The sequence below is a fragment of the Streptomyces sp. NPDC020489 genome, assembly GCF_044386545.1.
Lineage (GTDB): Bacteria > Actinomycetota > Actinomycetes > Streptomycetales > Streptomycetaceae > Streptomyces.
The window spans coordinates 65,260-91,892 of record NZ_JBIRUZ010000004.1 but is presented as its reverse complement, the minus strand read 5'-3'; the positions used below and the strand labels follow the sequence as shown (position 1 = coordinate 91,892).

General features: G+C 71.8%; 21 protein-coding genes. 15 read left to right on the top strand and 6 right to left on the bottom strand.

All coding sequences use genetic code 11. The features are described from left to right. The first annotated feature begins 17 nt into the window (after window positions 1–17). The 3 genes from ACH41F_RS10820 (at window position 18) to ACH41F_RS10810 (ending at window position 4,535) form a co-directional block, all read left to right on the top strand. Window positions 18–1,841: a LamG-like jellyroll fold domain-containing protein gene (locus ACH41F_RS10820; protein WP_398834383.1), complete on the top strand. Its 1,824-nt coding sequence runs from the start codon at window positions 18–20 to the stop codon at window positions 1,839–1,841. Between the two features lie 20 nt (window positions 1,842–1,861). Continuing rightward, entirely contained in the window at window positions 1,862–3,532 is a 1,671-nt protein-coding gene (locus ACH41F_RS10815; protein WP_398834381.1) for a histidinol-phosphatase, read from the top strand. A gap of 178 nt (window positions 3,533–3,710) precedes the next feature. Continuing rightward, on the top strand, window positions 3,711–4,535 hold the full coding sequence (locus tag ACH41F_RS10810; RefSeq protein WP_391235421.1) for a PaaX family transcriptional regulator C-terminal domain-containing protein: 825 nt from the start codon (window positions 3,711–3,713) through the stop codon (window positions 4,533–4,535). Here the strand turns inward: ACH41F_RS10810 and ACH41F_RS10805 are convergent. Genes ACH41F_RS10805 through ACH41F_RS10790 form a run of 4 tightly spaced genes read right to left on the bottom strand, consistent with a single transcriptional unit; the run spans window position 4,526 to window position 8,295 of the window. Beyond that, window positions 4,526–4,981, bottom strand: coding sequence for a MaoC/PaaZ C-terminal domain-containing protein (locus ACH41F_RS10805; protein WP_391235424.1), 456 nt, complete (start codon window positions 4,979–4,981; stop codon window positions 4,526–4,528). The genes ACH41F_RS10810 and ACH41F_RS10805 overlap by 10 nt on opposite strands. After that, window positions 4,978–6,492: a long-chain-fatty-acid--CoA ligase gene (locus tag ACH41F_RS10800; RefSeq protein WP_391235427.1), complete on the bottom strand. Its 1,515-nt coding sequence runs from the start codon at window positions 6,490–6,492 to the stop codon at window positions 4,978–4,980. Before ACH41F_RS10800 ends, ACH41F_RS10805 begins: the two co-directional genes overlap by 4 nt. 10 nt (window positions 6,493–6,502) lie before the next feature. Next, window positions 6,503–7,378: an amidohydrolase family protein gene (locus ACH41F_RS10795; RefSeq protein WP_391235430.1), complete on the bottom strand. Its 876-nt coding sequence runs from the start codon at window positions 7,376–7,378 to the stop codon at window positions 6,503–6,505. Next, entirely contained in the window at window positions 7,378–8,295 is a 918-nt protein-coding gene (locus ACH41F_RS10790; protein ID WP_398834377.1) for an SDR family oxidoreductase, read from the bottom strand. The genes ACH41F_RS10795 and ACH41F_RS10790 overlap by 1 nt, the downstream gene beginning before the upstream one ends. Window positions 8,296–8,522: 227 nt before the next feature. Here ACH41F_RS10790 and ACH41F_RS10785 point away from each other — a divergent pair, with 227 nt between their 5' ends. From ACH41F_RS10785 to ACH41F_RS10765, 5 genes are all read left to right on the top strand, one after another. Further along, window positions 8,523–8,948 carry a MarR family transcriptional regulator gene (locus ACH41F_RS10785; protein WP_391235436.1) on the top strand — a complete coding sequence of 142 codons (426 nt, stop codon included), beginning with the start codon at window positions 8,523–8,525 and terminating at the stop codon, window positions 8,946–8,948. 86 nt (window positions 8,949–9,034) lie between these two features. Further along, complete coding sequence (locus ACH41F_RS10780; protein ID WP_398834375.1) at window positions 9,035–10,414, top strand: alpha/beta hydrolase family protein; 1,380 nt, start codon at window positions 9,035–9,037, stop codon at window positions 10,412–10,414. Continuing rightward, complete coding sequence (locus ACH41F_RS10775) at window positions 10,411–11,202, top strand: IclR family transcriptional regulator C-terminal domain-containing protein (RefSeq protein ID WP_391235442.1); 792 nt, start codon at window positions 10,411–10,413, stop codon at window positions 11,200–11,202. Before ACH41F_RS10780 ends, ACH41F_RS10775 begins: the two co-directional genes overlap by 4 nt. A 122-nt stretch (window positions 11,203–11,324) precedes the next feature. Beyond that, window positions 11,325–12,506 (top strand): sensor histidine kinase, encoded by a 1,182-nt coding sequence (locus ACH41F_RS10770; RefSeq protein WP_398834373.1) that lies wholly within the window; start codon window positions 11,325–11,327, stop codon window positions 12,504–12,506. Next, a complete protein-coding gene (locus ACH41F_RS10765) occupies window positions 12,503–13,165 on the top strand; it encodes a response regulator (protein WP_391235448.1) in 663 nt (220 codons plus the stop codon). The genes ACH41F_RS10770 and ACH41F_RS10765 overlap by 4 nt, the downstream gene beginning before the upstream one ends. On the opposite strand, the gene ACH41F_RS10760 is transcribed toward ACH41F_RS10765, so the two are convergent. Beyond that, the gene (locus ACH41F_RS10760) at window positions 13,162–13,566 is read right to left on the bottom strand and encodes a VOC family protein (protein ID WP_391235451.1); all 405 of its coding nucleotides are present in this window, start codon (window positions 13,564–13,566) and stop codon (window positions 13,162–13,164) included. The genes ACH41F_RS10765 and ACH41F_RS10760 overlap by 4 nt on opposite strands. Window positions 13,567–13,766: 200 nt before the next feature. Between ACH41F_RS10760 and ACH41F_RS10755 the strand changes: the two genes are divergently transcribed. Continuing rightward, window positions 13,767–15,869, top strand: a complete 2,103-nt coding sequence (locus ACH41F_RS10755; protein WP_398834370.1) for an MMPL family transporter — start codon at window positions 13,767–13,769, stop codon at window positions 15,867–15,869. Between the two features lie 722 nt (window positions 15,870–16,591). Next, window positions 16,592–17,977: a glycoside hydrolase family 16 protein gene (locus tag ACH41F_RS10750; protein WP_398834368.1), complete on the top strand. Its 1,386-nt coding sequence runs from the start codon at window positions 16,592–16,594 to the stop codon at window positions 17,975–17,977. A gap of 40 nt (window positions 17,978–18,017) precedes the next feature. Here ACH41F_RS10750 and ACH41F_RS10745 read toward each other — a convergent pair whose 3' ends face one another. Next, the gene (locus ACH41F_RS10745; RefSeq protein ID WP_391235461.1) at window positions 18,018–18,911 is read right to left on the bottom strand and encodes a helix-turn-helix domain-containing protein; all 894 of its coding nucleotides are present in this window, start codon (window positions 18,909–18,911) and stop codon (window positions 18,018–18,020) included. Window positions 18,912–19,057: 146 nt separating this feature from the next. On the opposite strand from ACH41F_RS10745, the gene tkt reads away from it, so the two are divergent. From tkt to pgi, 5 genes are read left to right on the top strand one after another with little or no spacing between them, the layout of a single operon-like run. Further along, the gene (gene tkt, locus ACH41F_RS10740) at window positions 19,058–21,151 is read left to right on the top strand and encodes a transketolase (protein WP_398834366.1); all 2,094 of its coding nucleotides are present in this window, start codon (window positions 19,058–19,060) and stop codon (window positions 21,149–21,151) included. Between the two features lie 19 nt (window positions 21,152–21,170). Then, on the top strand, window positions 21,171–22,316 hold the full coding sequence (tal, locus tag ACH41F_RS10735; RefSeq protein ID WP_398834364.1) for a transaldolase: 1,146 nt from the start codon (window positions 21,171–21,173) through the stop codon (window positions 22,314–22,316). After that, complete coding sequence (gene zwf, locus ACH41F_RS10730; RefSeq protein WP_398834362.1) at window positions 22,313–24,064, top strand: glucose-6-phosphate dehydrogenase; 1,752 nt, start codon at window positions 22,313–22,315, stop codon at window positions 24,062–24,064. Before tal ends, zwf begins: the two co-directional genes overlap by 4 nt. After that, window positions 24,061–24,987: a glucose-6-phosphate dehydrogenase assembly protein OpcA gene (opcA, locus tag ACH41F_RS10725; RefSeq protein ID WP_391235471.1), complete on the top strand. Its 927-nt coding sequence runs from the start codon at window positions 24,061–24,063 to the stop codon at window positions 24,985–24,987. The genes zwf and opcA overlap by 4 nt, the downstream gene beginning before the upstream one ends. Further along, window positions 24,987–26,633 carry a glucose-6-phosphate isomerase gene (gene pgi / locus ACH41F_RS10720; RefSeq protein ID WP_398834359.1) on the top strand — a complete coding sequence of 549 codons (1,647 nt, stop codon included), beginning with the start codon at window positions 24,987–24,989 and terminating at the stop codon, window positions 26,631–26,633. Before opcA ends, pgi begins: the two co-directional genes overlap by 1 nt.

The window sequence follows — 26,633 nt, the reverse complement described above, 5'->3', positions numbered from 1 at the left end:
CCCTTTACGGAGCGTACGTGTGCACTTTGCCTGAACACGGGTCCGAGCACGCCCAGGCGGGCGCCGGACGCCGTGGCTTCCTGCGGGCGACCGCGCTGATCGGGGCCGCCGCCACGGCCGGGGTCGCGCTGCCGAGCGTGGCCGAGGCCGCCGCACCGGGCCGTTGGCGGCCCGACACCGACAGCCGGCGCTTCACCCTCGCGGTGATGCCCGACACGCAGTACCTCTTCGACGGACCGAGCATCGACAAGGCGCCCGTCGAGGCGTCCCTGCGTTATCTGCTGGAGCACGGCAAGGACGAGAACCTCGTCTTCCTGTCGCACCTCGGCGACCTCACGCAGAACGGCGCGCCCGCCGAAGTCGCCGCGATCAGCGAGGCGTTCCGGCTGCTGGACCGGCGCGGGGTCGGCTACAGCGTCCTGGCCGGCAATCACGACGTGAAGTCCTCGACGGACGACCAGCGCGGCCCGACGCCGTACCTGGACGCCTTCGGGCCCGACCGGTTCCAGGGCAGGCCGACCTTCGGCGGCGCCTCTTCCGACGGCTACAACACCTTCCACCTCTTCACGGCCGCGGGCCGCACGTGGATGGTCCTGGCGCTGGACTGGCGGCTGTCGGCGAAGGGGTACGCCTGGGCGAAGGACGTCCTGGCCCGGCACCCGAGGACACCCGTCATCCTCACCACCCACGAACTGGTCGCCGCGGACGACACCTTGTCGGCCTACGGTCAGCAGCTGTGGGACCGGCTGATCGAGGACCACGACCAGATCTTCCTCGCCCTGGGCGGCCACTACTGGCCCGCCGCCCGCGCGACCCGCGCGAACGCGGCGGGACATGACGTGCACCTCCACCTGACGAACTACCAGAACCGCTACTTCGGCGGTGCGGCGATGATCCGCCTGTACCGCTTCGACCTCGACCGGAACGTCATCGACGTCGAGACCGTCTCGCCGTGGATCCTCGGCCGGGCCGGGAAGGGCCTGAACGAGCTGGAGCGGCAGGAGATCGAACTCAGCGGGGACGCCGACCGGTTCACGGTCGAGGTCGACTTCGCCGACCGCTTCGCCGGCTTCGACCCGGTGCCCGTACGGGCGGAGCGGCCGGTGTCCCGGATGCTGATCCCGGGCACGGTGGCCTACTGGCGCTTCGACAGCGCCGTCACCGACACCGTGCGCGACCTGTCGGGGCGCGGCAACGACCTCTCCCTCGTGCGGATCGGCGGCGGCACCCTCGGCTGGTCGCCCGACCATCACCCGGACCAGCCCGGGCACGGCAGCCTGGAGTTCCGGGGTGACAAGTCCCCTCTCAAGGGCGCCTATCTGCGCACCGTCGACGCGGCTCCCCTCAACTCGGCGACCTTCAGGTCCGGTTACACCATCGAGGCCTTCTACCGCCTCCCCGCCGACTGGGACCCCGCCCGCCACGCCTGGTCCGGCATCGTCAGCCGGACCGGCACGGGTGGCGCCGCGGGCAAGACGGGCGACGACCCCGACGAGCCGCTGGCCACGCTGTCGCTGTCCAACGACCGTGAGCCGCAGTGGGCGATGCGGCCGCTCAACCAGGAGGGCATCGCCACCAACTGGGGCCAGGAGACGCCGCTGGAGACCTGGTGGCACCTCGCGGTCGTCAACGACGGCAGGCACACCACGCTGTATGTCGAGGGCTGCCCGGTGGTGCGCAACCCGAGGGCAACCTCGATCGGCATCACCTCCGTCGGGCTGCCGTGGCTGCTGGGCGGCTACGAGTACGCGGGGAAGATCGACCAGATCCTGCACGGACGCCTCGGCGACGTCCGCATCGTCGCACGGGCGCTGCCCGTCACCTCCTTCATGACGCACTGACCCCCTTCGCGAGGATCACCATGCCCGAGCAGCAACTGCCCGACTGGGCCGACCCGTCCGTCTCCCCCTCGGCGCTCGACCCCCAGGGCCTGTCCCGGCGTGGACTCCTGCGCCGCGCGGGCCTGTTCGGCGCCGCCTTCGCCCTCGGCCCGGCCGCCGTACCCGCCACCGCCTCCCCGCAGCACCCCGGCGGCGACGACCCGCACCTGGCGTACCTCGTGGGCGACCACCATGTCCACTCCGTCTACAGCCACGACGCCAAGTACACGTTCTCCCAGCAGGCGAGGGCCGCCGCCCGGTACGGCCTGGACTGGATGGTGTTCAACGAGCACGCCAACTTCGGGCACGCCGCCCACGGTGCGAGGCTGGAGCACCGGGAGATCCTCAAGGCCCGTGCGGAGAACCCGCGTCAGCTGATCTTCCAGGGGCTGGAGTGGTACATCCCGGCCGCCGAGCACGGCACGGTGTTCGCGGCACCCGGCCCCCACGAGGTGGACCTGCTCACCCGGTTCGAGCTGGCCTACGACGGCAAGCTGCTGGGCTACACCGAGGGCTCGGCCGGCGCGGCCGACACGGCCCGCAACGAGGCGCATGCCGTCAGGGCGATCAAGTGGCTGGCGGAACAACGCCGTTCCGGGTACGTCGACGACGTCCTCGTGCTCGCCAACCACCCGCTGCGCCTCGGCATCGACTCCCCGCACGAGATGCGCGCCTGGCGCGACGCGGCCCCCGAGATCATGATCGGGATGGAGGGCGCACCCGGCGCGCAGGGCGCCGCCATCCCCGGCCTGCGCGGTGCGGCCTCGATCCGCGGCGAGTACGAGAACAAGCCGTCCGCGCAGTCCTGGCCCGGCTATCCGGCGGACGCCTACCTCACCTACGGCGGGTTCGACTGGGCCACGGCCACCGTCGGCGGACTGTGGGACTCGATGCTGGCCGAGGGCAGGCTGTTCTCGATCACCACCAACTCTGACAACCACCGGACCGTCTTCGACACCTGGAGGAACGGCGGCTGGCCGGCCGGCCAGAACTTCGACACCACCGGCAAGCTCCCCGACCCGGTCAACACCGACACCCCGCAGCCGGGCAGCGACTTCTGGCCCGGCCAGTTCAGCCGCACCCACGTCGGCGTCACCCGCTACGGCTACCGCGCGGTCATGGCGGGCCTGCGCGCGGGCCGCGTCTGGCTGGACCACGGCCATCTGCTGGACGGGCTCGACGTACGGGTCAAGCGGGACCGCGACGCCGGACGGGGCGTCACGCTGGGCGGCCGGCTACGGGTCCGTGCGGGCGAGCGGATCAGCCTGTACGTCACCGTCACGACCGCCTCCCGCCCGAACCCGGAGGGCATCCTGCCCGAGCTGGCCCACGTCGACGTGATCCGGGGCGCCGTGCGCGGCCCGGTGACCGACCGGGACTCCTGGCGGGCCCCGGACACCCGGGTCGTCCAGTCGCGGGACGTGTCGGGCCGCAAGGGGACGTACACCCTGCGCATCCCGCTGACCGTCGGCGACGAGTCCTTCTACGTCCGGCTGCGCGGCAGCGACGGCAACCGTCACGGCGCGGGCCTCCTCGGCGCCTCGGTCGACCCGAACGGGCCGCTCCCGCACGAACCCGGCGACGGTGACCCGTGGGCGGACACCTGGTTCTACTCCAACCCGGTGTTCGTCGACGTGGCAGGCGCCCGGTGACGGGGGCGTAGCGGGCAGGGTCCCACCGGCCAGGCGGACGGCTCCCGCCAGACCGAGAGCCTGGGCCAGGACCCGGGGAGCGCCGCGTGGTGATCCGCTCGGGCGCGTGCGCGGTCGTCACGGGCGGGTCCTCGTACCGGCAGGTCACCGGCTGATCGGGGCGAGGTACGGTGGCCGCGTGACCACGGAAGAGTCGCTGCGGCCGCAGTCCCTCATGCTGACGTTCCTGGGCGATCAGGTGCTCGGGCGGGACGTCTGCGTGTACTCGGGCAGCGTCATCGACGTCTTCGCCCGCGTCGGCGTCGGCGAGCAGGCGACCCGCTCCACGCTGACCCGGATGGTGAACCGCGGTCTGCTGCGCCGCCAGCGCGAGGGCCGGCGGATGTACTTCGGGCTGACCGAGCACTCGACGGCCGTCCTGCGCGACGGCGAGCGGCGCATCTGGCAGACCGGCGCCGTCAACCGGCAGTGGGACGGCACCTGGACCCTGCTCGGCTTCTCCCTGCCCGAGTCCTGGCAGCGCCAGCGCCACGACCTGCGCTCCAAGCTCACCTGGAGCGGCTTCGGCCCGCTGTTCAGCGGTCTGTGGATCGCGCCCGGCGAGGTCGACGTGGCCGAACTCGTCGGTGAGCTGGGGCTGTCGGCGCATGTGAAGGTCTTCCGCGCACACGCGGACACCGGCATGGACATCGGCGCGATGATCGAGGAGACCTGGGAACTGGCCGAACTGGCCGAGCGCTACGAGCAGTTCGTACGACGCTGGCAGCCGTGGGAGGCCCGGGACCCGGAGGCGGACGAGGCGCTGGCCCGGCGGTTGCTGTTGCAGGCGGAGTGGCTGCGGGTGATCCGCCGCGATCCGCGGCTCCCGGTCAAGCATCTGCCGGACGACTGGCCGGCCGAGCAGGCGGAGAAGACGTTCCGGGCGGTCCACGAGCGGCTCACCCCGCTCGCGACGGCCTCCGCGGAACGCCTTCTCGATCTCGTCCCCGACGCTCAGGCGTAGAAGCGGGACAGACTCTGCAACACCGCTCCCGGCTTGGCCCCGCCCTCGATCTCGATCGTGCCGTCGACCGTGATCTGCACCCCGCCCGGCACGTCCTCGACCTCGGTCAGCCTGCCGAGCAGCCGGATGCGCGAGCCGACCTTGACGGGGGCGGGGAAGCGCACCTTGTTCAGGCCGTAGTTGACCTTCGTCGTCACCCCCTGGACGTCGAGGAGCTCGGTGAACAGGGGGATGAAGAGGGCGAGGGTGAGATAGCCGTGGGCGATGGGTGCCCCGAACGGTCCCTCGGCGGCCCTCGCGGGGTCGACGTGGATCCACTGGTGGTCGCCGGTGGCGTCGGCGAAGGTGTTGACGCGCTCCTGCGTGACCTCGATCCACTCGCTGGTGCCGAGGTCGCTGCCCGCCAGCTTCTTGAGTTCGTCGATGCCGTTCACGGTGATGCTCATGAGGTTCCTTCGCTGTTGCCGTAGCGGGTACGGACACGGGACTTGAGGAGCTTGCCGGAGGCGGTGCGCGGCAACTCGTCCGCGAGCACGACCGACTTCGGGATCTTGTACTTGGCGAGGCGGCCGGAGAGGGAGGCCAGGACCTCGTCGGTGTCGAGCGAGGCGCCCTCGCGGGGCACGACGACCGCGCGCGGCACCTCGCCCCACGTGTCGTCCGGCACGCCGATGACCGCGCACTCGACGATGTCCGGGTGTGAGAGGAGCAGATCCTCGATCTCGGCGGGATAGACGTTCTCCCCGCCCGAGATGATCATGTCCTTGATGCGGTCGACGATGTACACGTAACCGTCGTCGTCGACCCGGGCGGCGTCCCCACTGCGGAACCAGCCGTCCGCGAAGCAGGCGGCGCTCTCCTCGGGGAGCCCCCAGTAGCCGGGCATGACATGCGGTCCTCGGACGTGCACCTCGCCGGTCTCGCCGACGTCGGCGGGGGTGAGGTCGGGCCGGACGACCCGTACGTCGCTGAAGAAGTGCGGCACGCCCGCCGAGCCCGCCTTGTCGAGGGCGTGCTCGGCGTCGAGGAACAGCGTCCCCGGGCTCGCCTCCGTCATGCCGTAGCCCTGGAGGAAGGTCAGGCCGCGCTCCTGGTACGCGGCGATCAGCGGGGTCGGGACCGGGGAGCCGCCGCAGGTGAGGATCCGCAGGCTGGACAGGTCGGCGTCGGCCCAGCGGGGGTGCCGGGCCACCTGCTCGAACATGGTCGGCACCCCGAACATGAAGGTGATGCGGTGCCGTTCGATCAGGTCGAGGGTGGCCGCCGGGTCGAAGGCCTCGACCAGGACGCAGGCGCCGCCCTTGAGCAGCACCGGCAGGGTCAGCATGTTCAGCCCGGCCGTGTGGAACAACGGGGCGGAGACCAGGGCGCGTTCGTCGGCGATCAGGTCGGTGTCGACGAGGACGTTGACCGCGTTCCAGGTGAGGTTGCCGTGGGTGAGCATGGCGCCCTTGGGGCGGCCGGTCGTGCCCGAGGTGTACATGATGACGCAGGTGTCGTCGGGGGCGACCGGCTCGTCGATGGCCTCGGTGGCGGCCGACGCCAGGACGTCCTCGTACGCGGCGCCGACCTCGACGTAGATCCGTACGTCGGTGCTGCCCGGCAGCCCGGCGACCAGGCCCGTGTGCGAGGGGCCGTGGACGAGGGCCTTGGCTCCGGAGTCGGTGAGCTGGTAGGCGATCTCGGGGCCCGCCAGGCGGGTGTTGAGCGGGACGAAGACCGCGCCGAGGGTGCCGGCGGCGAACAGGGTCTCCAGGTAGGAGGGGTGGTTGGGGCCGAGGTAGGCGATCCGGTCGCCGCGGCGCACGCCCCTGGCGCGCAGGGCGTGCGCCAGGCGCGTGGTGCGCGCGTGCAGGGTGCGGTAGTCGGTCGACTGCTCGCCGTGGATCAGGGCCGTGCGGTGCGGGGTCTTGCGGGCCCGACGTGCGGGCCATGACCCCAGTCCCTCGTTGCGCATGCGGGGCCCCTTACGGTGTCGTCAGCCCGAGCAGACGGGCGGCGTTCTCCTTGAGGATCTTCGGCTTGACCTCGTCCTTGATCGACAGCTTCTCGAAGTCGGCGAGCCAGCGGTCGGGGGTGAGGACGGGGAAGTCGGAGCCGAAGAGGACCTTGTCCTTGAGCAGGGTGTTGGCGTACTGCACCAGCTGCGGCGGGAAGTACTTCGGCGACCAGCCGGACAGGTCGATGTGCACGCCCGGCTTGTGGGTGGCGACGGCGAGGGCCTCGTCCTGCCAGGGGAAGGACGGGTGCGCCAGGATGATCTTCAGGTGCGGGAAGTCGGCCGCCACGTCGTCGACGTGGAGGGGGTTGGAGTACTTGAGCCTGATCCCGCCGCCGCCAGGGACGCCGGCGCCGATGCCGGTCTGGCCGGTGTGGAAGAGGGCGATCGTGCCCGTCTCCTCGATCACCTCGTACAGGTCGTACGCCACCGCGCGGTCGTCGGGGAAGAAGCCCTGGATGCTGGGGTGGAACTTGAAGCCCTTCACCCCGTACTCCTCGACCAGGCGGCGGGCCTGCCGGACGCCCGCCTTCCCCCGGAAGGGGTCGATGGAGGCGAAGGGGATGAGGACGTCGGCGTTGGCGGCCGCGGCCTCGGCGACCTCCTCGTTGGGGACGGGCGCGGTGCCGGTCGCGGACTCGGCGTCGACCGTGAAGATCACGGCGGCCATCCTCCGCTCGCGGTAGTAGGCGGCCGTCTCCTCGATCGTCGGCTTCCGCTTGCCCTCGACCTTGAAGTAGGCGGAGGAGGCGTCGTGCAGGTCGTCGTCCAGGGAGGAGTGGCCCTGGGAGGAGACCTCCGCGTGGGTGTGCACGTCGATGGCGACGAGGTCGTTCAGGTCCATCACGCCTCCGGAAGCTTCGGCGCCGGGATGCCGACGGACTGGAGTTCGGCGCCGACCGAGGTGGGGAAGGCGTCGGCGAGCGTGTCGGGGGTCCAGCCGCCGTCGGCGTAGGCCGCGCGGATCTCCTGCGGGTGCGACCAGAGTGCCACCTTGTCGCCGCCGATGCCGATGGCCTGACCCGTGATGTTCCGCGCTGCCTCGGAGGCGAGGAAGGGGACGAGGGCCGCGCAGTCCTCGGGGGTGCCGAAGCCCTCGCCCTTGCGGAGGAAGTCCGGGAGCGGCGCACCGTTCTTCATGGCGTCGATGTACGGGGCGAAGGCGGGGATGGTCTCGGTCATCGCGGTCGCGGCGACCGGGACGATCGCGTTGACGGTGATGCCGGCGCGGCCCAGTTCCATGGCCCAGGTGCGGGCGAAGGCGGCGATGCCGGCCTTGGCGGCGGCGTAGTTGGTCTGGCCGAAGTTGCCGCGCTGTCCGGCCGGGGAGCCGACCAGGATCAGGGAGCCGCCCTCACCCTGCTCGCGCATCCGGACGGCGGCGGCGCGGGCGCAGGTGAAGGTGCCCTTGAGGTGGGTGGTGATCACCGCGTCGAAGTCGTCGTCGGTCATCTTCCACAGCACCTTGTCGCGCAGGATGCCCGCGTTGGTGACCAGCACGTCGATCCGCCCGAACTCCGCGACGGCCCGGTTCACGAGCCGCTCGGCGGCCTCGGTGGTGCCGACGGCGACGACCTCGGCGACCGCCGTGCCGCCCGCCTCGGCGATGGACTTCACGGCCGCCTCGGCCACCGCCTCGTCGACGTCGTTGGCGACCACGGACGCGCCGTGGGCGGCGAGGGCGTGCGCATAGGCCAGGCCGAGGCCCCGGCCGCTGCCGGTGACGACGGCGACCTTGCCGGAGAGATCGATGCTGGGCACGGGGAGGTCCCTTCACGAGCTGATGCGGGTTCACGAGCTGATGCGGGCGCCGCTCAGAGCGCCGCTGCCGAGACCGAAGCTAAGAGCAATAATTGTTGACGTCAATAGTTGTTGGCGACCTTCGGGTGCGTCATGCTGGAATCTGCACGACCGTCCGACCCAGGGAGCCCGCCATCACACGCCAGCACGTCACCGACCCCAACCCGATCGACGCGGACGAGCCGTGGATGCGTGGGCTGCACGCCGACACGGGCTATCTGCTGTACCGGCTGGGCCTGCGCTCGGGCCAGCTGTTCAACACGTTCCTCCAGGCGTCGGGGCTGCGCCTGCGCCACTACGCGATGCTGCGCTTCCTGGCGGGCTGCGAGGGCGCGCTCCAACGCGAGTTGAGCAACCGGCTCGGCTACGACCCGAGCGCGATCGTCGGCCTGGTGGACGACCTGGAGAAGCTGGGCTTCGCCGAGCGCCGCCCCTCCCCCGACGACCGCCGCAGCCGGATCGTCGTGCTGACCGAGCACGGCCGTGCCTTCCTGCGCGACACCGACGAGGCGGGCCTGCGGGTGACCAACGATCTCCTGGGCCCGCTGGACGAGGCCGAGCGGCAGGTGCTGCACGGGCTGCTGCTGCGGATCGCGGAGGACGGACTCAGCTGATGTTGTGCAAGTGATTGACGGCGGCATCCATCTTGCCTAGCTTCACTCGGGTCCCGCGCCCCCGCCCCCGCATCGGAAGGGACCCCGTGTCGAGAACCCCCACCGCGCTCACCCTGCTGGCCGCCACCCTGTGCGCGGCCACCGCCCTCCCCGCCCAGGCCGACACCGCCACGGACAGCCACCTGGAGGGCCGACTCCCCTCGGGCGCCACGTACGTGATGGACGTGCCCGCCGACTGGAACGGCACCGTACTGCTGTACAGCCACGGCTACCGACCGGCGGCGGCCCCCGTCACCGCGCAGAACGCACCCGGTCCGGCCACCTCGACCGACCTCCTCGACGAGGGCTACGCGCTCATCGGCTCCTCGTACGCGACGAACGGCTGGGCGATCACCGACGCCGTGCCGGACCAACTGGCCACGCTGGACCTGTTCACCGCGACGTTCGGCGCGGCCGAGCGGACGATCGCCTGGGGGACCTCCTACGGCGGCTTCGTCACCACCGCGCTCGCCGAGCGGCACGCCGACCGCCTCGACGGTTCGCTGTCCATGTGCGGACTGGTGCAGGGCGGTGTCGCGAACTGGAACAGCACGCTGGACCCGGTGTTCGCGCTCAAGACCCTGCTCGCCCCGGACGCGGACATCCCCCTCACCGGTTTCGCCGACCAGTCGGCCGCGGTCACGGCCGCGAACGCCCTCACGGCGAAGGCCGCCGAGGCCCAGCGGACCCCGGAGGGCCGGGCCCGCATCGCGCTCGCCGCCGCCCTGCACGACATCCCCGGCCACAACGACCCCGCCCAGACCGAGCCCGCCCCCACCAACTGGGACGCCCAGCAGGCCAACCAGTACGCGGCGATCAGGGGCCTGTTGCAGCAGCCCGCCTTCAGCTGGCGGCAGGAGGCCGAGAGCCGCGCCGGCGGCAGCATGTCCTGGAACACCGGCGTCGACTACCGGGCGATGCTCGCCCGCTCCCCGCTGTACAAGGAGGTGACGGAGCTCTACAAGGACGCCGGGCTCTCCCTGCGCGCCGACCTGGGGACCCTCGACAGGGCTCCGCGGATCTCTGCCGACCCCTCCGCCGTACGGTGGATGCGGCGGACCAGCGCGCTCTCGGGCCGCCTGACCGACCCCCAGCTCGACATCCACACCACCGGCGACGCGCTGATCCCCGTCCAGGCCGAGAGCGCCTACCAGCGGGCCGCCACGGCGGCGGGCTCCGGCAGGCTCCTGAGCCAGGCCTACGTCGACGGCCCCGGCCACTGCACCTTCACCACCGGTGAGATGATCGGCGCCCTGCACACCCTGGAGCACCGCCTGGACACCGGCCGCTGGGACGCCTCGCCCGCCGCTCTCAACTCCCGCTCCGCACAAGCGGATCCGTCGAGCGAACCGCGGTACGTGCGCTACCGGCCCGCGCCCTATCCCCGCCCCTACGACCTCGCCCACCCGAAGGACGCGCGGCCATGACCGTCCTTCCCCCCTCCCGCCTCCGCTCGCGCGGGGGCACCCCCACCGCGCCGGACCGACTGCTGTCCGTGCTCGCCGCGTTCGACCTCGAACACCCGGCCCTGAGCCTGTCGGACATCAGCCGGCGGGCCGGGCTGACCCTGACCACCGCGCACCGGCTCGTGGGCGCCCTGACCGACTGGGGCGCCCTGGAGCGGGACGAGTCGGGCGTGTACCACGTCGGGTTGCGGCTGTGGGAGGTCGCCGCCCTCGCCCCACGCGGCCTCGCACTGCGGCAGATCGCCCTGCCGTACCTGGAGGACCTGTACGAAGCCACCCACGAGAACGTGCAGTTGGCCGTGCGCGACGGCACCGACGTGGTCTACATCGAGTGGCTCTCGGGGCGTTCGTCGGTCGGCGTGCACATCCGCGTCGGCGCCCGCTGGCCCCTGCACGCCACCGGCGTCGGCCTCGCGCTGCTCGCCCACGAGACCCCGGAGTTCCAGGAGCGGTACTGCGCGGGCCCGTTGACCGCCTTCACCCCGTACACCCTCACCGACCCGGCCCGCCTGCGCCGCGTGCTGGCCGACGTCCGGCGCACGGGGGTGGCCGTCAGCGACCGCCAGGTCACCGACGACGCGCTCTCGGTGGCGGCCCCCGTGCGCGGCACGGGCGGGGTGGTGCGGGCCGCCGCCTCGATCGTGGTGCCCCACGCCGACGCCCAGGTGCCGGTGCTGGTCCCGGCGGTGCGGGTGGCGGCCCGGGGGATATCGCGGGCACTGGGGTGGCGGCCGTCGGTGGACGGGTGACGCTGGGCGCTGCGCTGGGCAGTGGGGGGTGACCGCCGTCGTCCCGGATATCCCTCGCACCGGCGAGGCCGGGCCCCTCCCCCGTCGTGATACTGGTACGGCCCTTGCCCCGAGGAGCCGCCATGTCCGCCCAGTTCTGGTTCGCGCCGGTCGCCGCCCGACTCCGTTCGACGAACCCGTACGCCGTCGACGCGGGCCTCGCCGCGCTCGTGCTGTTCGCCGCCTCGCTCCAGTGGCTCTTCCCCGACGAGGGGGACGATCCGCTCACGTCCGTGGGCTGGCTGCTCGCCGCCGGCACGGCTCTGCCGCTGGTGTGGCGCGGCCGGGCCCCCTTCATGACGGCGTGCGCGGTGTCGGTGACCACGCCCGCCCAGGCCCTCTACCACGCCCCGCCGCCGGACGTGATGTACGGCGGCATCGTCGTCCTCTACACGCTGGCGGCCCGCGGCAGGACCTGGCAGCGGCGGTTCATGCTGGTGGGCTGGATGGCCGGGGTCGCGCTCACCATGCTGCACGACGACAACACCCAACCCTTCGAGTACGCCTTCCAGTTGCTGAGTGTCGCGTGCGCCTACGCCCTCGGCGTGCTCGCCCGGGTGCAGCGCGCCTACACCGCCGAACTGGAGGACCGGGCCCGGCGCCTGGAGCGGGAGCGAGTCGCGGACACCGCGCGGGCGACGGCGCAGGAACGGGCCCGGATCGCCCGGGACATGCACGACATCCTCGCGCACGCGGTGAGCCTGATGGTGGTGCAGGCCGAGGCGGGCCCGGTGGTGGTGCGCAGCGATCCGGCGCGTGCGGAGGCCGCGTTCGACGCGATCGCGGCGGCGGGCCGGGACGCCATGGCACAGCTGCGGCGCATCCTCGGCGTCCTCAAGGAGGAGCAGCGCAGCGGCACTTCGCCACAACCGGGGGTCGGGGCGCTGCCCGCCCTCGTGCGGCAGGTCGCCGAATCGGCGGGGCTGCGCGTCGAGTTGCAGGCCGGGGGCGAAACCCGGCCGCTGCCGCCGGACACCGACGTCGCGGCCTACCGGGTGGTCCAGGAGGCCCTCACCAACACCGTCAAGCACGCGTACGCTTCCTGCGCGACCGTCGAACTCGACTGGACCGAGGAGGCGTTGACGGTGACGGTGACGGACGACGGGCGGGGTCCCTCGGTCCCGGGCGGCGGGCACGGACTCATCGGCATCCGGGAGCGGGCCGCGGCCTGCGGCGGTGACGCCCGCACCGGGCGTGGGCCGGGGGGCGGTTTCCGGGTCGTCGTACGCCTTCCGGTGGCGGAGCGGCAGGCGGCGCGGGGGTGAGCATCCGGGTGGTCGTCGCCGACGACCAGGAGCTGGTCCGCAGCGGCTTCAGCATGATCCTGGAGGCGCAGGCGGACATCGAGGTCGTCGCCGAGGCGGGCGACGGCGCGGAGGCGGTCGCGGCGGTGCGGCGGCACACACCCGACGTGCTGCTCCTCGACATCCGCATGCCCGTGATGGACGGCCTGGAGGCGGCCCGCCGGGTGTGTGCGCAGTCCGCGTGCAAGGTCGTCATGCTGACCACGTTCGACCTCGACGAGTACGTCTACGAGGCGCTGTACGCGGGCGCCAGCGGCTTCCTGCTCAAGGACGTGCGCCGGGACGACCTGGTGCACGCCGTGCGGGTGGTCGCGGCCGGCGAGTCGCTGCTCGCGCCCACGGTGACCCGGCGGCTGGTCGCGGACCTCGTGCGCCGGCGCCGGGAGGAGGCCGCCGCGGAGGCCACCCCGCAGTGTCTCGACGTCCTGACCGCGCGCGAGGTGGAGACGCTGCGGATGCTCGCGCGCGGCTTGTCCAACGCCGAGATCGCGACGACCCTCTTCGTCAGCGAGCACACCGTGAAGACTCATGTCAGCAATGTGCTGGGCAAGTTGGGGCTCAGGGACCGGGTGCAGGCGGTGATCGTCGCGTACGAGACGGGCCTGGTGACGCCGGGTTAGTCCCCGAGTTCCTCGAAGAGGGTCAGCTGGAGCGCGCCCGGTGCCTCCAGGCGGGAGTTGAGGGAGTTCCAGGGGGTGCGGGTGGGCTCGGCGACCACCCGGGCGCCGGCCCGCGCCAGTTTCGCGGTGACGGCGGTGGAGTCGTCGACCTCGAAGGCGACCCGGATCGGCCCCGCCACCCGGTGTCCGACCTCGACCTCGTCGATGAACGCGGCGTGGTGGGGGTCGGTGATCTCCAGTGTGGCCCGGCCCGCCTCCAGGATGGTGACCCGGCCGTCGGGCGAGGAGAACGCGGCGCGTTCGGGCAGGCCGAGGACGTCGCGGTAGAAGCGCAGAGCCTCCTCGTAGTCCTCGGCCGTGACGACGAGACGGAGTTCGCGGACGGCGGGCGCGTCGGACATGTCGGCTCCTCGGGGTCGTGGGTACTGGTGTGATCAACTCCCGTTCCGGGGCGGTTCATTCCTCCCTCCGAGGAGTGAGCCGGGCGAGCGTCTCCCCCGTGCGAGGGAGCCCCGGAAACCGCTCCTCCCGGCGATCCGGCACCGCCCCCTCCCGCACGAGCCTGTGAGGCACGTCAACCGTCACCCCGCCGGGAGGGACCGTGCTCACCGCACTCGCCCGGACGGCCACGCGCCGTCCGCTCACCGTCATCGCCCTCTGGGTGGTCTTCCTGCTGCTCGGCTTCGGGTTCGGCGCGGGTGTCTTCGGCCGCCTGTCGGACAACGTGCCCGAGGTACCGGGCACCGAGTCGGAGTCGGCCTCGCGGTACCTGGACCGCGTCGACCCGGCCGGCGACTCCGTCACGGCCGTCGTCGAGGGGGTCGCCGTGTCCGACCCCGGCCTGCGGGCGCAGGTCGACCGGGCCGTCGCCGACGTCCGGGAGATCCCCGGGGTCGCGGCCGTGCCGGACCCGTACGGCACGCCCGGGCTGCTCGCCGAGGACGGGCGGGCGCTGATCATCCCCGTCGCCCTGGAGGGCGGCCTCGACGACGACGCCGAGGAACGGACGGTCAACGACGCCGCCGACCGCGTCAAGAGGATCGACGCGCCGGAGGTCCATGTCAGCGGCGGCCCGTTGCTGGGCCTCCAGATCGGCGAGAAGGCGCAGGAGGACGTGCGGAACGCGGAGTTGATCTCCCTGCCGGTCGTACTCGCCCTGCTGCTGGTGGTGTTCGGCGGGCTGCGCTCGGCCGCCCTGCCCCTGGTCGTCGCGGTCAGCGGCATCGCGGGCGCGTTCCTCGCCCTCTTCCTGTTCAGCGAGGTCACGGACATCTCCGTCTACGCGATCCAGGTCACCACCATGCTCGGACTCGGACTCGCCGTCGACTACGCCCTGTTGATGCTGGTCCGGTTCCGCGAGGAGCGCCGCGCCACCGACGACGTGGCCGAGGCCGTGCACCGCACGGTCGGCGCGGCCGGGCGGACGGTGCTGTTCTCCGGGCTCACCGTGGCGGTCAGTCTGACCGGGCTGCTGGTCTTCCCGAGCGTGTTCCTGCGCAGCATGGGCCTGGCGGTGGCCGCCGTCGTGGTCGTCGACATGCTGGCGGCGCTCACCCTGCTGCCCGCGCTGCTGACCCGGTTCGGCGGGCGGATCCCGCCGGCGAAGGTGCGGCCGCAGGGTGAGGAGGGCCGGGTCTTCGCCCGCCTGGCCCGCTTCTCGGCCCGCAACCGGGTCGCCGTCCTGGCGGTGCTCGCACCGGCCCTGCTGGTGCTCGCCCTGCCCGTCGCCGGGATGCGGATCAATCTCGGGGACGCCCAGCAACTGCCGTCGAACACCGAGGCGCGCCAGTTGTACGACACCGTCGGATCGCACTTCCCGCCGGGCACCGGGGTGGCGCCGGTGACGGTGGTCCTGAAGCCGGCCACGGACCAGGCGACCGTCGAGCGCATCCGGAACCTCGCTCCCCGCGCCGAGACCCGCGAGGTGCCGGGCGGCACCACCGTCGTGGAGCTGCCGCCACCGGGCAGCGTGGACGGTGAGGGGGCCACGGACCTCGTGAAGCGGGTGCGCGAGACGCGGAGCGGCGATCCGGTGGAGGTCACCGGACCGGCGGCGCGGCTCGTCGACTTCCGCGAGATGCTCGCCGAGCGGGCACCCTGGGCGGCCGTGACCGTCCTGGCCGGCATCTTCGTCCTGCTGTTCGCGTTCACGGGGTCGGTGCTGATCCCGCTGCGCACGATCGCGACGACACTGCTCAGTCTGGGGGCCGCGCTGGGCGTGGTGGTGTGGGTCTTCCAGGACGGCCATCTGGCGGGTCTGCTGGGCGCACAGGGCCTGGGCGCGCTCAGCCTGACGGCGCCGCCGCTGATCATCGCGATCGCGTTCGGGCTGGCCATGGACTACGAACTGTTCATCCTGGCCCGGATGCGGGAGGCCCGGCGCCGCGGCGCCGACGACCGGGAGGCCGTGGTCACGGGACTGCGCCGCTCCGGCCGGGTCGTCACCTGCGCGGCCCTGCTGCTGGCCGTGGTCTTCGGCGCCTTCATGACGGGCGGCTTCTCGCCCGTCCTCCAGATCGGACTCGGCCTCACCCTCGCGGTCCTCATCGACGCCACCGTCGTACGCATGCTGCTCGTCCCGGCGACGATGGCACTGCTGGGCCGGCATGCGTGGTGGGCCCCGAAACCACTGCGGCGCGCGCACGACCGGTTCGGACCGAGCGAGGAGGAGGCGCCGGAGCCGCAGGTACCGATGCGGGTGTGACAGCACGTGGGAGGGGGTCCGGCGGGCCCGGGCCCCCTCGTCCGCGGTCACCGGCTGGCGGAGGGGGTGCCGCGATGGGCGGGAGCACGGGGGGCGGCCGGACGCGGCCGTGCGAGCGGTGCCGGGCGGTCGCACCCCGCAAGGGTGAGGCGGAAGCACGGACGTCGGCCGGACGCCGCCGTGCCAGCGGTGCCAGCGGTGCGGGCAGCGGCCACACCCCGCGGGGGTGAGGCGGAAGCGTAGACGTCGGCCGGACGCCGCCCTGCGAGCGGTGCCGGGCCGCGGTCACACCCCGCCGGGAGCGCGGGCACGTGCGCGGTGCCGCGCACCGGCCGTACAGCCGAGGAGGCGAGGGCGTGTGAGTGGTGCCGGGCCACGGTCACACCCCGCCGGGGGCGCGGGCACGTGCGCGGTGCCGCGCACCGGCCGTACAGCCAAGCGCCGCGCACCGGCCGCACACCCGAGCAGGCAGGGCCCGAGCCCGCCCGCCGGACTCCCGGCAACGGCCCTCCCCACCCAGAACCCCCGACGCACACGGCGGGCCACCACCCCCGCCCCATACCGCCCTTCACCGGCTGAACTCGGCCGGGACGCGCGGACTTTACCTGCTTCAACTCTTGACGATCCCAGGGCCGAGGAGCACATTGACCCCACCCTGAGAGCGCTCTCAACCGCTCTGGGGGCACCCGCGCATCTCATCCCGTACCCGAGAGGCACACCCCATGAGTGCACCCTCCGGAACACCCAGACGCCGGCGCGCCCTGGTCGCCGTGCTCTCCACGCTGGGCCTGGCGGCCGCTCTGGCCACGGCTGCCACCCTGCCCGCGAGCGCCAACGCCCCCACACCGCCGTCGGGTTGGACCCAGGTCTTCCTGGACGACTTCAACGGCACGGCGGGCACCGGCGTCAACACCTCCAACTGGCAGTACGCCACCGGCACCGGCTACCCGGGCGGTCCCGCCAACTGGGGCACCGGCGAGGTCGAGACGATGACGTCGAGCACGAGCAACGTGGCGCTCGACGGCAACGGCAACCTGCGCATCACCCCGCTGCGCGACTCGGCGGGCAGGTGGACGTCCGGCCGTATCGAGACCAACCGCACCGACTTCCAGCCCCCGTCCGGCGGGAAGCTGCGCGTCGAGGCACGGATCCAGATGCCCGACGTCACGGGCACGGCCGCCGAGGGCTACTGGCCGGCGTTCTGGATGCTGGGCGCGCCCTACCGGGGCAACTACCAGAACTGGCCGAGCGTCGGCGAGCTGGACATCATGGAGAACGTCCAGGGCATGAACCGTGTCTGGGCGACCATGCACTGCGGCACCAGCCCGGGCGGCCCGTGCAACGAGACGACGGGCCTCGGCGGTTACACCGCGTGTCCCGGCTCGACGTGCCAGTCGGGCTTCCACACCTACACGATGGAGTGGGACCGCTCGGTGTCCCCCGAGACGATCCGCTTCATGGTCGACGGCACGCAGTTCCACTCGGTCAACGCGAGCCAGATGGACGCCACGACCTGGGCCAACGCCACCCGCCACGGGTTCTTCGTCATCCTGAACGTGGCGATGGGCGGCGGCTTCCCGGACGCGTTCGGCGGCGGCCTGGACAGCGGTACCCGGTCCGGGGTGCCCATGGTCGTCGACTACGTCCAGGTGCTGTCGGCCACGGGAGGCGGCACCACCCCGCCCCCGACGGGGACCCGGGACGCTTACTCCACGATCCAGGCGGAGTCGTACAACAGCCAGAGCGGGGTGGGCACAGAGACCACCACGGACACCGGTGGCGGCCAGAACATCGGCTACCTCGCGAACGGCGACTGGGCGCTCTACCAGAACGTCGACTTCGGCTCCGCGGCGGCCACCCAGTTCGTCGCCCGGGTCGCGAGCGGCGCCCCGGCGGGCGTGAGCGGGCTGATCGAGGTACGCCTGGACAGCCGGGGCAACGCGCCCGTCGGGAGCTTCTCCCTCGCGGGCACGGGCGGTTGGCAGACCTGGCGGACGGTGCCGGCCAACACCAGCGCGGTGACGGGCAGACACGATGTCTATCTGACGTTCACCAGCGGCCAGCCGGCCGACTTCGTGAACCTGAACTGGTTCACCTTCGGGCACTGACCCGGGCTTTCGGTGAGGGGCTCCGCGGCGGCGGGGCCCCTCACCGCATGTCCGCCCGGAAGGCCACCGGGGTCTGCCCGGCGTGCAGGTGGAAGAACTTGGAGAAGTTCGCCGCGTCCGGGAAGCCCACCGCCGCGCCCACCCGCCCGATCGGCAGGTCCGTGTGCGCGAGGAGCCGTTTGGCCTCCAGGACGACCCGCTTGTCGATGAACCCCTTCGGGGTCTCCCCGGTCGCGGCGCGCACCGCGCGGACGAGGGTGCGGCGGGAGTAGCCGAGGGCGTCGGCGTACGCGCTGACGCTGTGGTTGGTCGCGAAGTCCCGTTCCACCGCGTCCCGGAAGAGGGTGAACGTCGTGTCCGACGCCTCCTGCACGCCCTCCCGCGAGGTGGCCGCCAGATGCGCCAGCCGGAGCAGGAACGCCGTCAGGGAGTGCCGCAGCACCGCCGTGTGCACGCCGAGGGGCAGGGTCGCGGTGTCCTTGTACTCGCGCCGCAGCTGCGCCAGCGCGGCCCCCAGCCCCGCCAGTTGGCCCGCGTCCGGGTGCAACAGCGGCGGCAGGTCGTAGCGGTACAGCCCCGTCGCCTCGACGGTCGCCCGGGGCAGAAAGCCCGGTTGCATGGTCAGCACCGTTCCGAGGTACCCGCTGGTCTGCGAGAAGCGGTGGACCTGGCCCGGGCGGATCCACAGCACGTCGCCGGCGTACGCCTCGTACTCGGCGAAGTCGATCATGTGGCGGACCGGGCCCTTGTCGAAGAACATCACGAGATGGAAGTCGATGCGGTGGACGCGGTGCAGCGGGGCATCGGCATGCCAGGTGCGGTGCGGGCCCATCGGACCGACCTGCATGCCGACACCGCCGACGCTCAGCTCGACCGGGAAGGGGAACGTTGTGATCGCGTCGCCGCCGACACCTTGAGGGGTTCTGTCCGCCATGTCCTTCTCGTGCCACCTACCTGGAGTGCTCCATGTCCCACTTTCACCACAGGCTGACACACCGCGACCTTCCCCCGTAAATAGTCCGACTTTTAAGTTTGAACACGTCACAGCAGATACCCGCTCCTACCAAGGACTTCTTGAAGATGAGCACGCAGACACCGGACCGCTTCGAATGGACCGACCTCGACCGGCGTGCCGTGGACACCGCGCGGCTGCTGGCGGCCGACGCCGTGCAGAAGGTCGGGAACGGGCATCCGGGCACCGCGATGGCCCTGGCCCCGGCGGCGTACACGATCTTTCAGAAGGTGATGCGGCACGACCCGGCGGACCCCGAGTGGACCGGCCGTGACCGGTTCGTCCTGTCCCCGGGCCACACCTCGCTCACCCTCTACACCCAGCTCTACCTCGCCGGGTACGAGATCGGTCTCGAGGACCTGAAGGCGTTCCGCACGCACGGCTCCAAGACGCCCGGTCACCCCGAGTACGGGCACACGGCCGGTGTCGAGACCACCACCGGGCCGCTCGGACAGGGCCTCGCCAACGCCGTGGGCATGGCCATGGCCGCCCGCTACGAGCGCGGTCTGTTCGACCCCGAGGCCCCCGAGGGCGAGTCCCCCTTCGACCACACCATCTGGGCGATCGTCTCCGACGGCGACCTGGAGGAGGGCGTCTCCGCCGAGGCCTCCTCGCTCGCCGGCCACCAGCGGCTGGGTAACCTCGTCCTCCTCTACGACGACAACCACATCTCCATCGAGGGCGACACCGCGACCGCCTTCTCCGAGGACGTCCTGAAGCGGTACGAGGCCTACGGCTGGCACACCCAGCGCGTCGAGCCCTCCGCCGACGGCGACATCGACGTACCGGCCCTGTACGGCGCGCTCAAGGCGGCGCAGGCCGAGGCCGGGCGGCCGTCCATCATCGCGATGCGCACGATCATCGCCTGGCCCGCGCCGAACGCGCGGAACACCGAGGCCTCCCACGGCTCCGCCCTCGGCGAGGACGAGATCGCGGCCACCAAGCGCGTCCTCGGCTTCGACCCGGAGCAGACCTTCGAGGTGGCCGACGAGGTCCTCGCCCACAGCCGCCGGGCCCTGGACCGGGGCGCCGAGGCGCACGCGGCCTGGGACAAGCGGCTCCAGGAGTGGCGGGACGCCCAGCCGGAGCGCGCGAAGCTCTTCGACCGGGTGGTCGCCGGTCAGCTCCCCGAGGGCTGGGAGTCCTCGATCCCGGTGTTCGAGGAGGGCGGGTCGGTCGCCACCCGCGCCGCCTCCGGAAAGGTCCTCCAGGCGCTCGGCCCGGTACTCCCCGAGCTGTGGGGCGGCTCCGCCGACCTCGCCGGGTCCAACAACACGACCATCGACAAGACCTCGTCCTTCCTGCCAGCCGGCAACCCGCTGCCCGAGGCCGACCCGTACGGCCGTACGGTCCACTTCGGCATCCGCGAGTTCTCCATGGCCGCGGAGATGAACGGCATCGCGCTGCACGGCAACACCCGGATCTACGGCGGCACCTTCCTGGTGTTCTCCGACTACATGCGCAACGCCGTCCGGATGTCCGCGCTGATGCAGCTGCCCGTCACCTACGTGTGGACGCACGACTCCATCGGTCTCGGCGAGGACGGCCCCACCCACCAGCCGGTCGAGCACCTGGCCTCGCTGCGCGCCATCCCCGGCCTGAACGTCGTCCGGCCCGCCGACGCCAACGAGACCGCGATCGCCTGGGCCGAGATCCTCAGGCGGCACGCCACCAAGCCGGCCCCGCACGGCCTGGCCCTCACCCGTCAGGGCGTGCCGACGTACGCGCCCAACCCGGACGCGGCCAAGGGCGGTTACGTCCTCGTCGAGTCCTCCAAGGACACCCCCGACGTGGTGCTCATCGCCACCGGCTCCGAGGTGCAGCTCGCCGTCGCCGCACGCGAGCGGCTGGAGGCCGAGGGGGTCGCCACGCGCGTGGTGTCGATGCCGTCCGTGGAGTGGTTCGAGGAGCAGCCGCGCGAGTACCGCGACAGCGTCCTTCCGCCGTCCGTGCGAGCGCGGGTCGCGATCGAGGCCGGGATCGGTCTGACGTGGTACCGGTTCACAGGTGACGCAGGACGCATCGTCTCCCTCGAACACTTCGGCGCCTCCGCCGATGCCAAGACCCTCTTCGCCGAGTTCGGCTTCACCGCCGAGAACGTCGTCGCGGAGGCCAGGGCTGCACTTGAATCGACTACGGGCCTCGCCGCCACGCGCGGCTGATCCGATCGCCAGAAAGAAGATGATCACTGTGACCGAAGCGACCGCTACCGCGGGAGCACTCAAGCGCCTGTCCGACGAAGGTGTCTCCATCTGGCTGGACGACCTCTCGCGCGGGCGGATCGAGTCGGGGAACCTCGCCGAACTCCTCACGACCAAGAACGTCGTGGGCGTCACCACCAACCCGTCCATCTTCCAGGCCGCCATCGGCTCCGGAGAGGGCTACGAGGAGCAGCTGACCGACCTCGCCGTGCGCGGGGTGACGGTCGACGAGGCCGTACGGATGATGACGACCGCCGACGTCCGCGCGGCCGCCGACGTCCTGCGTCCGGTCCACGACGCGACGGGCGGCCGGGACGGCCGGGTCTCCATCGAGGTCGACCCGCGTCTGGCCCACCGCACCGCGGCGACGGTCGCCGAGGCCAAGCAGCTCGCCTGGCTCGTCGACCGCCCCAACGTGATGATCAAGATCCCGGCGACCAAGGCCGGCCTCCCGGCGATCACCGAGGTCATCGGCCTCGGCATCAGCGTCAACGTCACGCTGATCTTCTCGCTGGAGCGCTACCGCGAGGTCATGGACGCCTACCTGGCCGGTCTGGAGAAGGCCGCCGCCAGGGGCCTGGACCTCTCCGCCATCCACTCGGTCGCCTCCTTCTTCGTCTCGCGCGTCGACTCCGAGATCGACAAGCGGCTGACCGTTCTCGGCACCGACGAGGCGCTCGCCCTCAAGGGCCGGGCGGCCCTCGCCAACGCGCGGCTCGCCTACGAGGCGTACGAGGAGGTCTTCACCGGCGAGCGCTGGACCGCCCTCGCCGGCGCCGGCGCCACCAAGCAGCGCCCGCTGTGGGCCTCGACCGGCGTCAAGGACCCGGCGTACAAGGACACCCTCTACGTCGACGAGCTGGTCGCGCCCGGCACCGTGAACACGATGCCCGAGGCGACGCTGAACGCCACCGCCGACCACGGCGAGATCACCGGCGACACCGTCACCGGCGGCTACGACCGGGCGCGCGCCGACCTGGCCGCCGTGGCGGCGCTCGGGATCTCCTACGACGAGGTGGTGCAGCAGCTGGAGGACGAGGGCGTCGCCAAGTTCGAGGCGGCCTGGAACGACCTGCTGACCGCCGTCGCCAAGTCGCTGGACGCCAAGGGGGTGGAGTCGGCATGACCAGGACGCCCGCGCCCAAGCCGAACACGCCCAAGTCCGCTACGCCCAAGGCTTCCACGACCGAGACTCCTGCGGCCGAGGCTGCCACGACCGAGACTCCCGCCCCCGAGGCTTCCGCGATCGCGACGTCCGCGGCCGCGGCTCCCGACGCGCAGGCCGCCACCCCCGAGGACGCCGCCGCCAAGGCCCTCGCGGCGGCCGCCGAGACCGTCGCGGCCTCCGAGCCGGACTGGGAGAACCCGCTCCGCCACCCCCAGGACCGCCGGCTCCCCCGCATCGCCGGACCCTCCGGGCTCGTCATCTTCGGTGTCACCGGTGACCTGTCCCGCAAGAAGCTGATGCCGGCCGTGTACGACCTGGCCAACCGCGGCATGCTGCCGCCGGGCTTCTCGCTCGTCGGGTTCGCCCGCCGGGACTGGGCCGACCAGGACTTCGCCCAGGTCGTCCACGACTCGGTGCGCGAGCACGCCCGGACCCCGTTCCGCGAGGAGGTCTGGCAGCAGCTCGCCGAGGGCATGCGGTTCATCCCGGGCGACTTCGACGACGACCAGGCGTTCAAGCAACTGCGTGACGCCGTAGAGGAGTTGGACGCCTCCCGGGGCACCAGCGGCAACTACGCCTTCTACCTCTCGGTACCGCCGAAGTTCTTCCCCAAGGTCGTCCAGCAGCTGAAGAAGCACGGCCTCGCGAACGCCCCCGAGGGCTCCTGGCGGCGGGCGGTCATCGAGAAGCCGTTCGGCAGCGACCTCGCCAGCGCGCGGGAACTGAACCGCATCGTGCACGACGTGTTCGAGCCGGACCAGGTCTTCCGGATCGACCACTACCTCGGCAAGGAGACGGTCCAGAACATCCTGGCGCTGCGCTTCGCCAACCAGATGTACGAGCCGATCTGGAACCGGTCGTACGTCGACCACGTACAGATCACCATGGCCGAGGACATCGGCATCGGCGGCCGGGCCGGCTACTACGACGGCATCGGCGCCGCCCGTGACGTCATCCAGAACCACCTCCTGCAACTCATGGCGCTGACCGCCATGGAGGAGCCCATCGCCTTCGACGCCGAGTCGCTGCTCACCGAGAAGCTCAAGGTGCTGAAGTCGGTGCGGCTGCCGGAGGACATCGGCAAGCACACCGTGCTTGCGCAGTACGCCGAGGGCTGGCAGGGCGGCGCGAAGGTGCCCGGGTACCTCCAGGAGGAGGGCATCGACCCGCAGTCGAAGACCGACACGTACGCGGCCATCAAGCTGGAGGTCGACAACCGGCGCTGGGCGGGCATCCCGTTCTATCTGCGCACCGGCAAGCGGCTCGGCCGCCGGGTGACGGAGATCGCGGTCGTCTTCAAGCGCGCCCCGCACTCCCCGTTCGACTCGACGGCCACTGAGGAACTCGGCCAGAACGCCATCGTCATCCGGGTCCAGCCGGACGAGGGCATGACGGTCCGGTTCGGCTCCAAGGTGCCGGGCACCTCGATGGAGATCCGGGACGTGTCGATGGACTTCGCCTACGGCGAGTCGTTCACCGAGTCCAGCCCGGAGGCGTACGAGCGGCTCATCCTGGATGTCCTCCTGGGCGACGCCAACCTCTTCCCCCGTCACCAGGAAGTGGAAGAGTCCTGGAAGATCCTCGACCCGATCGAGGCGTACTGGGCCCAGCACGGCAGGCCCGCGCAGTACGCGTCGGGCAGTTGGGGCCCCGAGGAAGCCGACGAGATGCTCGCACGAGACGGACGGAGCTGGCGCAGGCCATGAAGATCGACCTGACCGACACCACGGCAAGCAAGATCAACAAGGCGTTGGTGCAGGGGCGCCGCGCCATCGGCACCCCGGCCGTGGGCATGGTCCTGACGATGGTCATCGTCACGGACGAGGAGAACGCCTACGACTCGATCAAGGCGGCCGAGGAGGCCTCGCACGAGCACCCCTCGCGCACCCTGGTCGTCATCAAGCGGCACGCCCGCACCCCGCGCGACCGCCAGTCCTCGCGGCTGGACGCCGAGGTCCGGGTGGGCGCCGACGCCGGCACCGGTGAGACGGTCGTGCTGCGGACCTACGGCGAGGTGTCCGACCACGCCGACTCCGTCGTCCTGCCGCTGTTGCTGCCCGACGCCCCCGTGGTGGTCTGGTGGCCGGTGGAGGCCCCGGAGAACCCGTCGAAGGACCCGCTGGGCGCCCTGGCACAGCGCAGGATCACCGACCTGTACGCCGTGGAGAACCCCCTTCAGGTCCTGGCGGCCCGGAAGGACTCCTACGCGCCCGGTGACACCGACCTCGCCTGGACCCGCCTCACCCCCTGGCGTTCGATGCTGGCCGCCGCCCTCGACCAGGCCAAGGAGAAGATCACCTCGGCGGCCGTGGAGGCCGAGGAGGAGAACCCGGCCGCCGAACTGCTGGCCCGCTGGCTGGAGGCCCGCCTCGGCGTCGGCGTGGAACGCGTGGTGAGCGCCGGTCCGGTTGTCACCGCCGTCCGTCTGGGCACCGCGGGCGGCGAGATCGTCATCGACCGCCCCGAGGGCCCGCTGGCCACGCTGTCCCTGCCCGGCCAGCCCCCGCGCACCCTCGCGCTGAAGGTCCGCACCACTTCCGAACTCATCGCCGAGGAGCTCAGGCGCCTCGACGCGGACGAGATGTACGCCGTCGCCCTGCGGGGCCAGACCGGCAAGGAGAACCGCTGATGTCCGACACCCCCCACCTCACCCGGCGGCCCGAGTGGACCGCGCTGGAGGACCACCGCGCCGAGGGGCGCCCCCAGCTGCGTGAGCTGTTCGCGGCCGACCCCGCTCGCGCGCAGCGGTACGTCGTACGCGTGGGCGATCTGCGCATCGACTACTCCAAGCACCTGATCACCGACGAGACGATGGCGCTGCTCCGCGAACTGGCCACCGCCACCGACGTGTTCGGCCTGCGCGACGCCATGTTCCGGGGCGAGCGGATCAACCTCACCGAGGACCGGGCGGTCCTGCACACCGCGCTGCGCGCCCCGGCCGACGCGGTCGTCGAGGTCGACGGCGAGAACGTCGTACCGCAGGTGCACGCGGTGCTGGACAAGATGGCCGACTTCGCGACCCGGGTCCGCTCCGGCGAGTGGACCGGCCACACCGGCAAGCGCATCAGGAACGTCGTCAACATCGGCATCGGCGGCTCGGACCTGGGCCCCGCGATGGCGTACGACGCGCTGCGCGCCTTCACGGCCCGCGAGCTGACGTTCCGCTTCGTCTCCAACGTCGACGGCTCCGACCTGCACGAGGCGGTGCGCGACCTGGACCCGGCGGAGACGCTGTTCATCGTCGCGTCCAAGACCTTCACCACCATCGAGACGATCACCAACGCCACCTCGGCCCGCTCCTGGCTCCTGGCGGGCCTCGGCGGCGACGAAAAGGCGGTCGCCCGGCACTTCGTGGCGCTGTCGACGAACGGCGGCAAGGTCACCGAGTTCGGCATCGACCCGGACAACATGTTCGAGTTCTGGGACTGGGTCGGCGGCCGCTACTCCTACGACTCGGCGATCGGCCTGTCCCTGATGATCGCCATCGGCCCGGACCGCTTCCGGGAGATGCTCGACGGTTTCCGGATCGTCGACGAGCACTTCCTGCGCGCGCCCGCCGAGGCCAACGCCCCCCTGATCCTGGGCCTGTTGGGGATCTGGTACGGCAACTTCCTGGACGCCCAGTCGCACGCGGTGCTGCCGTACAGCCACTACCTGTCCAAGTTCACCGCCTATCTCCAGCAGCTCGACATGGAGTCCAACGGCAAGTCGGTGCAGCGTGACGGCCGGCCCGTGGACTGGCAGACCGGTCCCGTGGTGTGGGGCACCCCCGGCACCAACGGGCAGCACGCGTACTACCAGTTGATCCACCAGGGCACCAAGCTGATCCCGGCGGACTTCATCGGCTTCGCCCGTCCGGTGGACGAGCTGAGCGACGAACTCAAGGCGCAGCACGACCTGTTGATGGCCAACCTGTTCGCCCAGGGGCAGGCCCTCGCGTTCGGCAAGACGCCCGACGAGGTGCGCGCCGAGGGTGTGCCCGAGGAACTGGTGGCGCACAAGACGTTCCAGGGCAACCACCCGACGACGACGATCCTGGCGAAGGAACTCACCCCGTCCGTGCTGGGCCAGCTGATCGCGCTGTACGAGCACAAGGTGTTCGTCCAGGGCGCCGTCTGGAACATCGACTCCTTCGACCAGTGGGGCGTCGAGCTCGGCAAGGTCCTCGCCAAGCGGGTCGAACCCGCCCTCACCGAAGGCGCCGAGGTCCCCGGCCTCGACGCGTCCACCGCCGCCCTCGTGGCCGCCTACCGCGAACTCAAGGAAGTGCACTGA

Excerpts from the sequence above, each read along its gene's own strand:
- ACH41F_RS10815 (WP_398834381.1), top strand. The coding sequence starts at position 1,862 with ATGCCCGAGCAGCAACTGCCCGACTGGGCCGACCCGTCCGTCTCCCCC.
- ACH41F_RS10805 (WP_391235424.1), bottom strand. The coding sequence starts at position 4,981 with ATGAGCATCACCGTGAACGGCATCGACGAACTCAAGAAGCTGGCGGGC.
- ACH41F_RS10800 (WP_391235427.1), bottom strand. The coding sequence starts at position 6,492 with ATGCGCAACGAGGGACTGGGGTCATGGCCCGCACGTCGGGCCCGCAAG.
- ACH41F_RS10795 (WP_391235430.1), bottom strand. The coding sequence starts at position 7,378 with ATGGACCTGAACGACCTCGTCGCCATCGACGTGCACACCCACGCGGAG.
- ACH41F_RS10785 (WP_391235436.1), top strand. The coding sequence starts at position 8,523 with ATGCGTGGGCTGCACGCCGACACGGGCTATCTGCTGTACCGGCTGGGC.
- ACH41F_RS10775 (WP_391235442.1), top strand. The coding sequence starts at position 10,411 with ATGACCGTCCTTCCCCCCTCCCGCCTCCGCTCGCGCGGGGGCACCCCC.
- ACH41F_RS10770 (WP_398834373.1), top strand. The coding sequence starts at position 11,325 with ATGTCCGCCCAGTTCTGGTTCGCGCCGGTCGCCGCCCGACTCCGTTCG.
- ACH41F_RS10760 (WP_391235451.1), bottom strand. The coding sequence starts at position 13,566 with ATGTCCGACGCGCCCGCCGTCCGCGAACTCCGTCTCGTCGTCACGGCC.
- ACH41F_RS10750 (WP_398834368.1), top strand. The coding sequence starts at position 16,592 with ATGAGTGCACCCTCCGGAACACCCAGACGCCGGCGCGCCCTGGTCGCC.
- ACH41F_RS10745 (WP_391235461.1), bottom strand. The coding sequence starts at position 18,911 with ATGGCGGACAGAACCCCTCAAGGTGTCGGCGGCGACGCGATCACAACG.
- tkt (WP_398834366.1), top strand. The coding sequence starts at position 19,058 with ATGAGCACGCAGACACCGGACCGCTTCGAATGGACCGACCTCGACCGG.
- tal (WP_398834364.1), top strand. The coding sequence starts at position 21,171 with ATGATCACTGTGACCGAAGCGACCGCTACCGCGGGAGCACTCAAGCGC.
- zwf (WP_398834362.1), top strand. The coding sequence starts at position 22,313 with ATGACCAGGACGCCCGCGCCCAAGCCGAACACGCCCAAGTCCGCTACG.
- opcA (WP_391235471.1), top strand. The coding sequence starts at position 24,061 with ATGAAGATCGACCTGACCGACACCACGGCAAGCAAGATCAACAAGGCG.
- pgi (WP_398834359.1), top strand. The coding sequence starts at position 24,987 with ATGTCCGACACCCCCCACCTCACCCGGCGGCCCGAGTGGACCGCGCTG.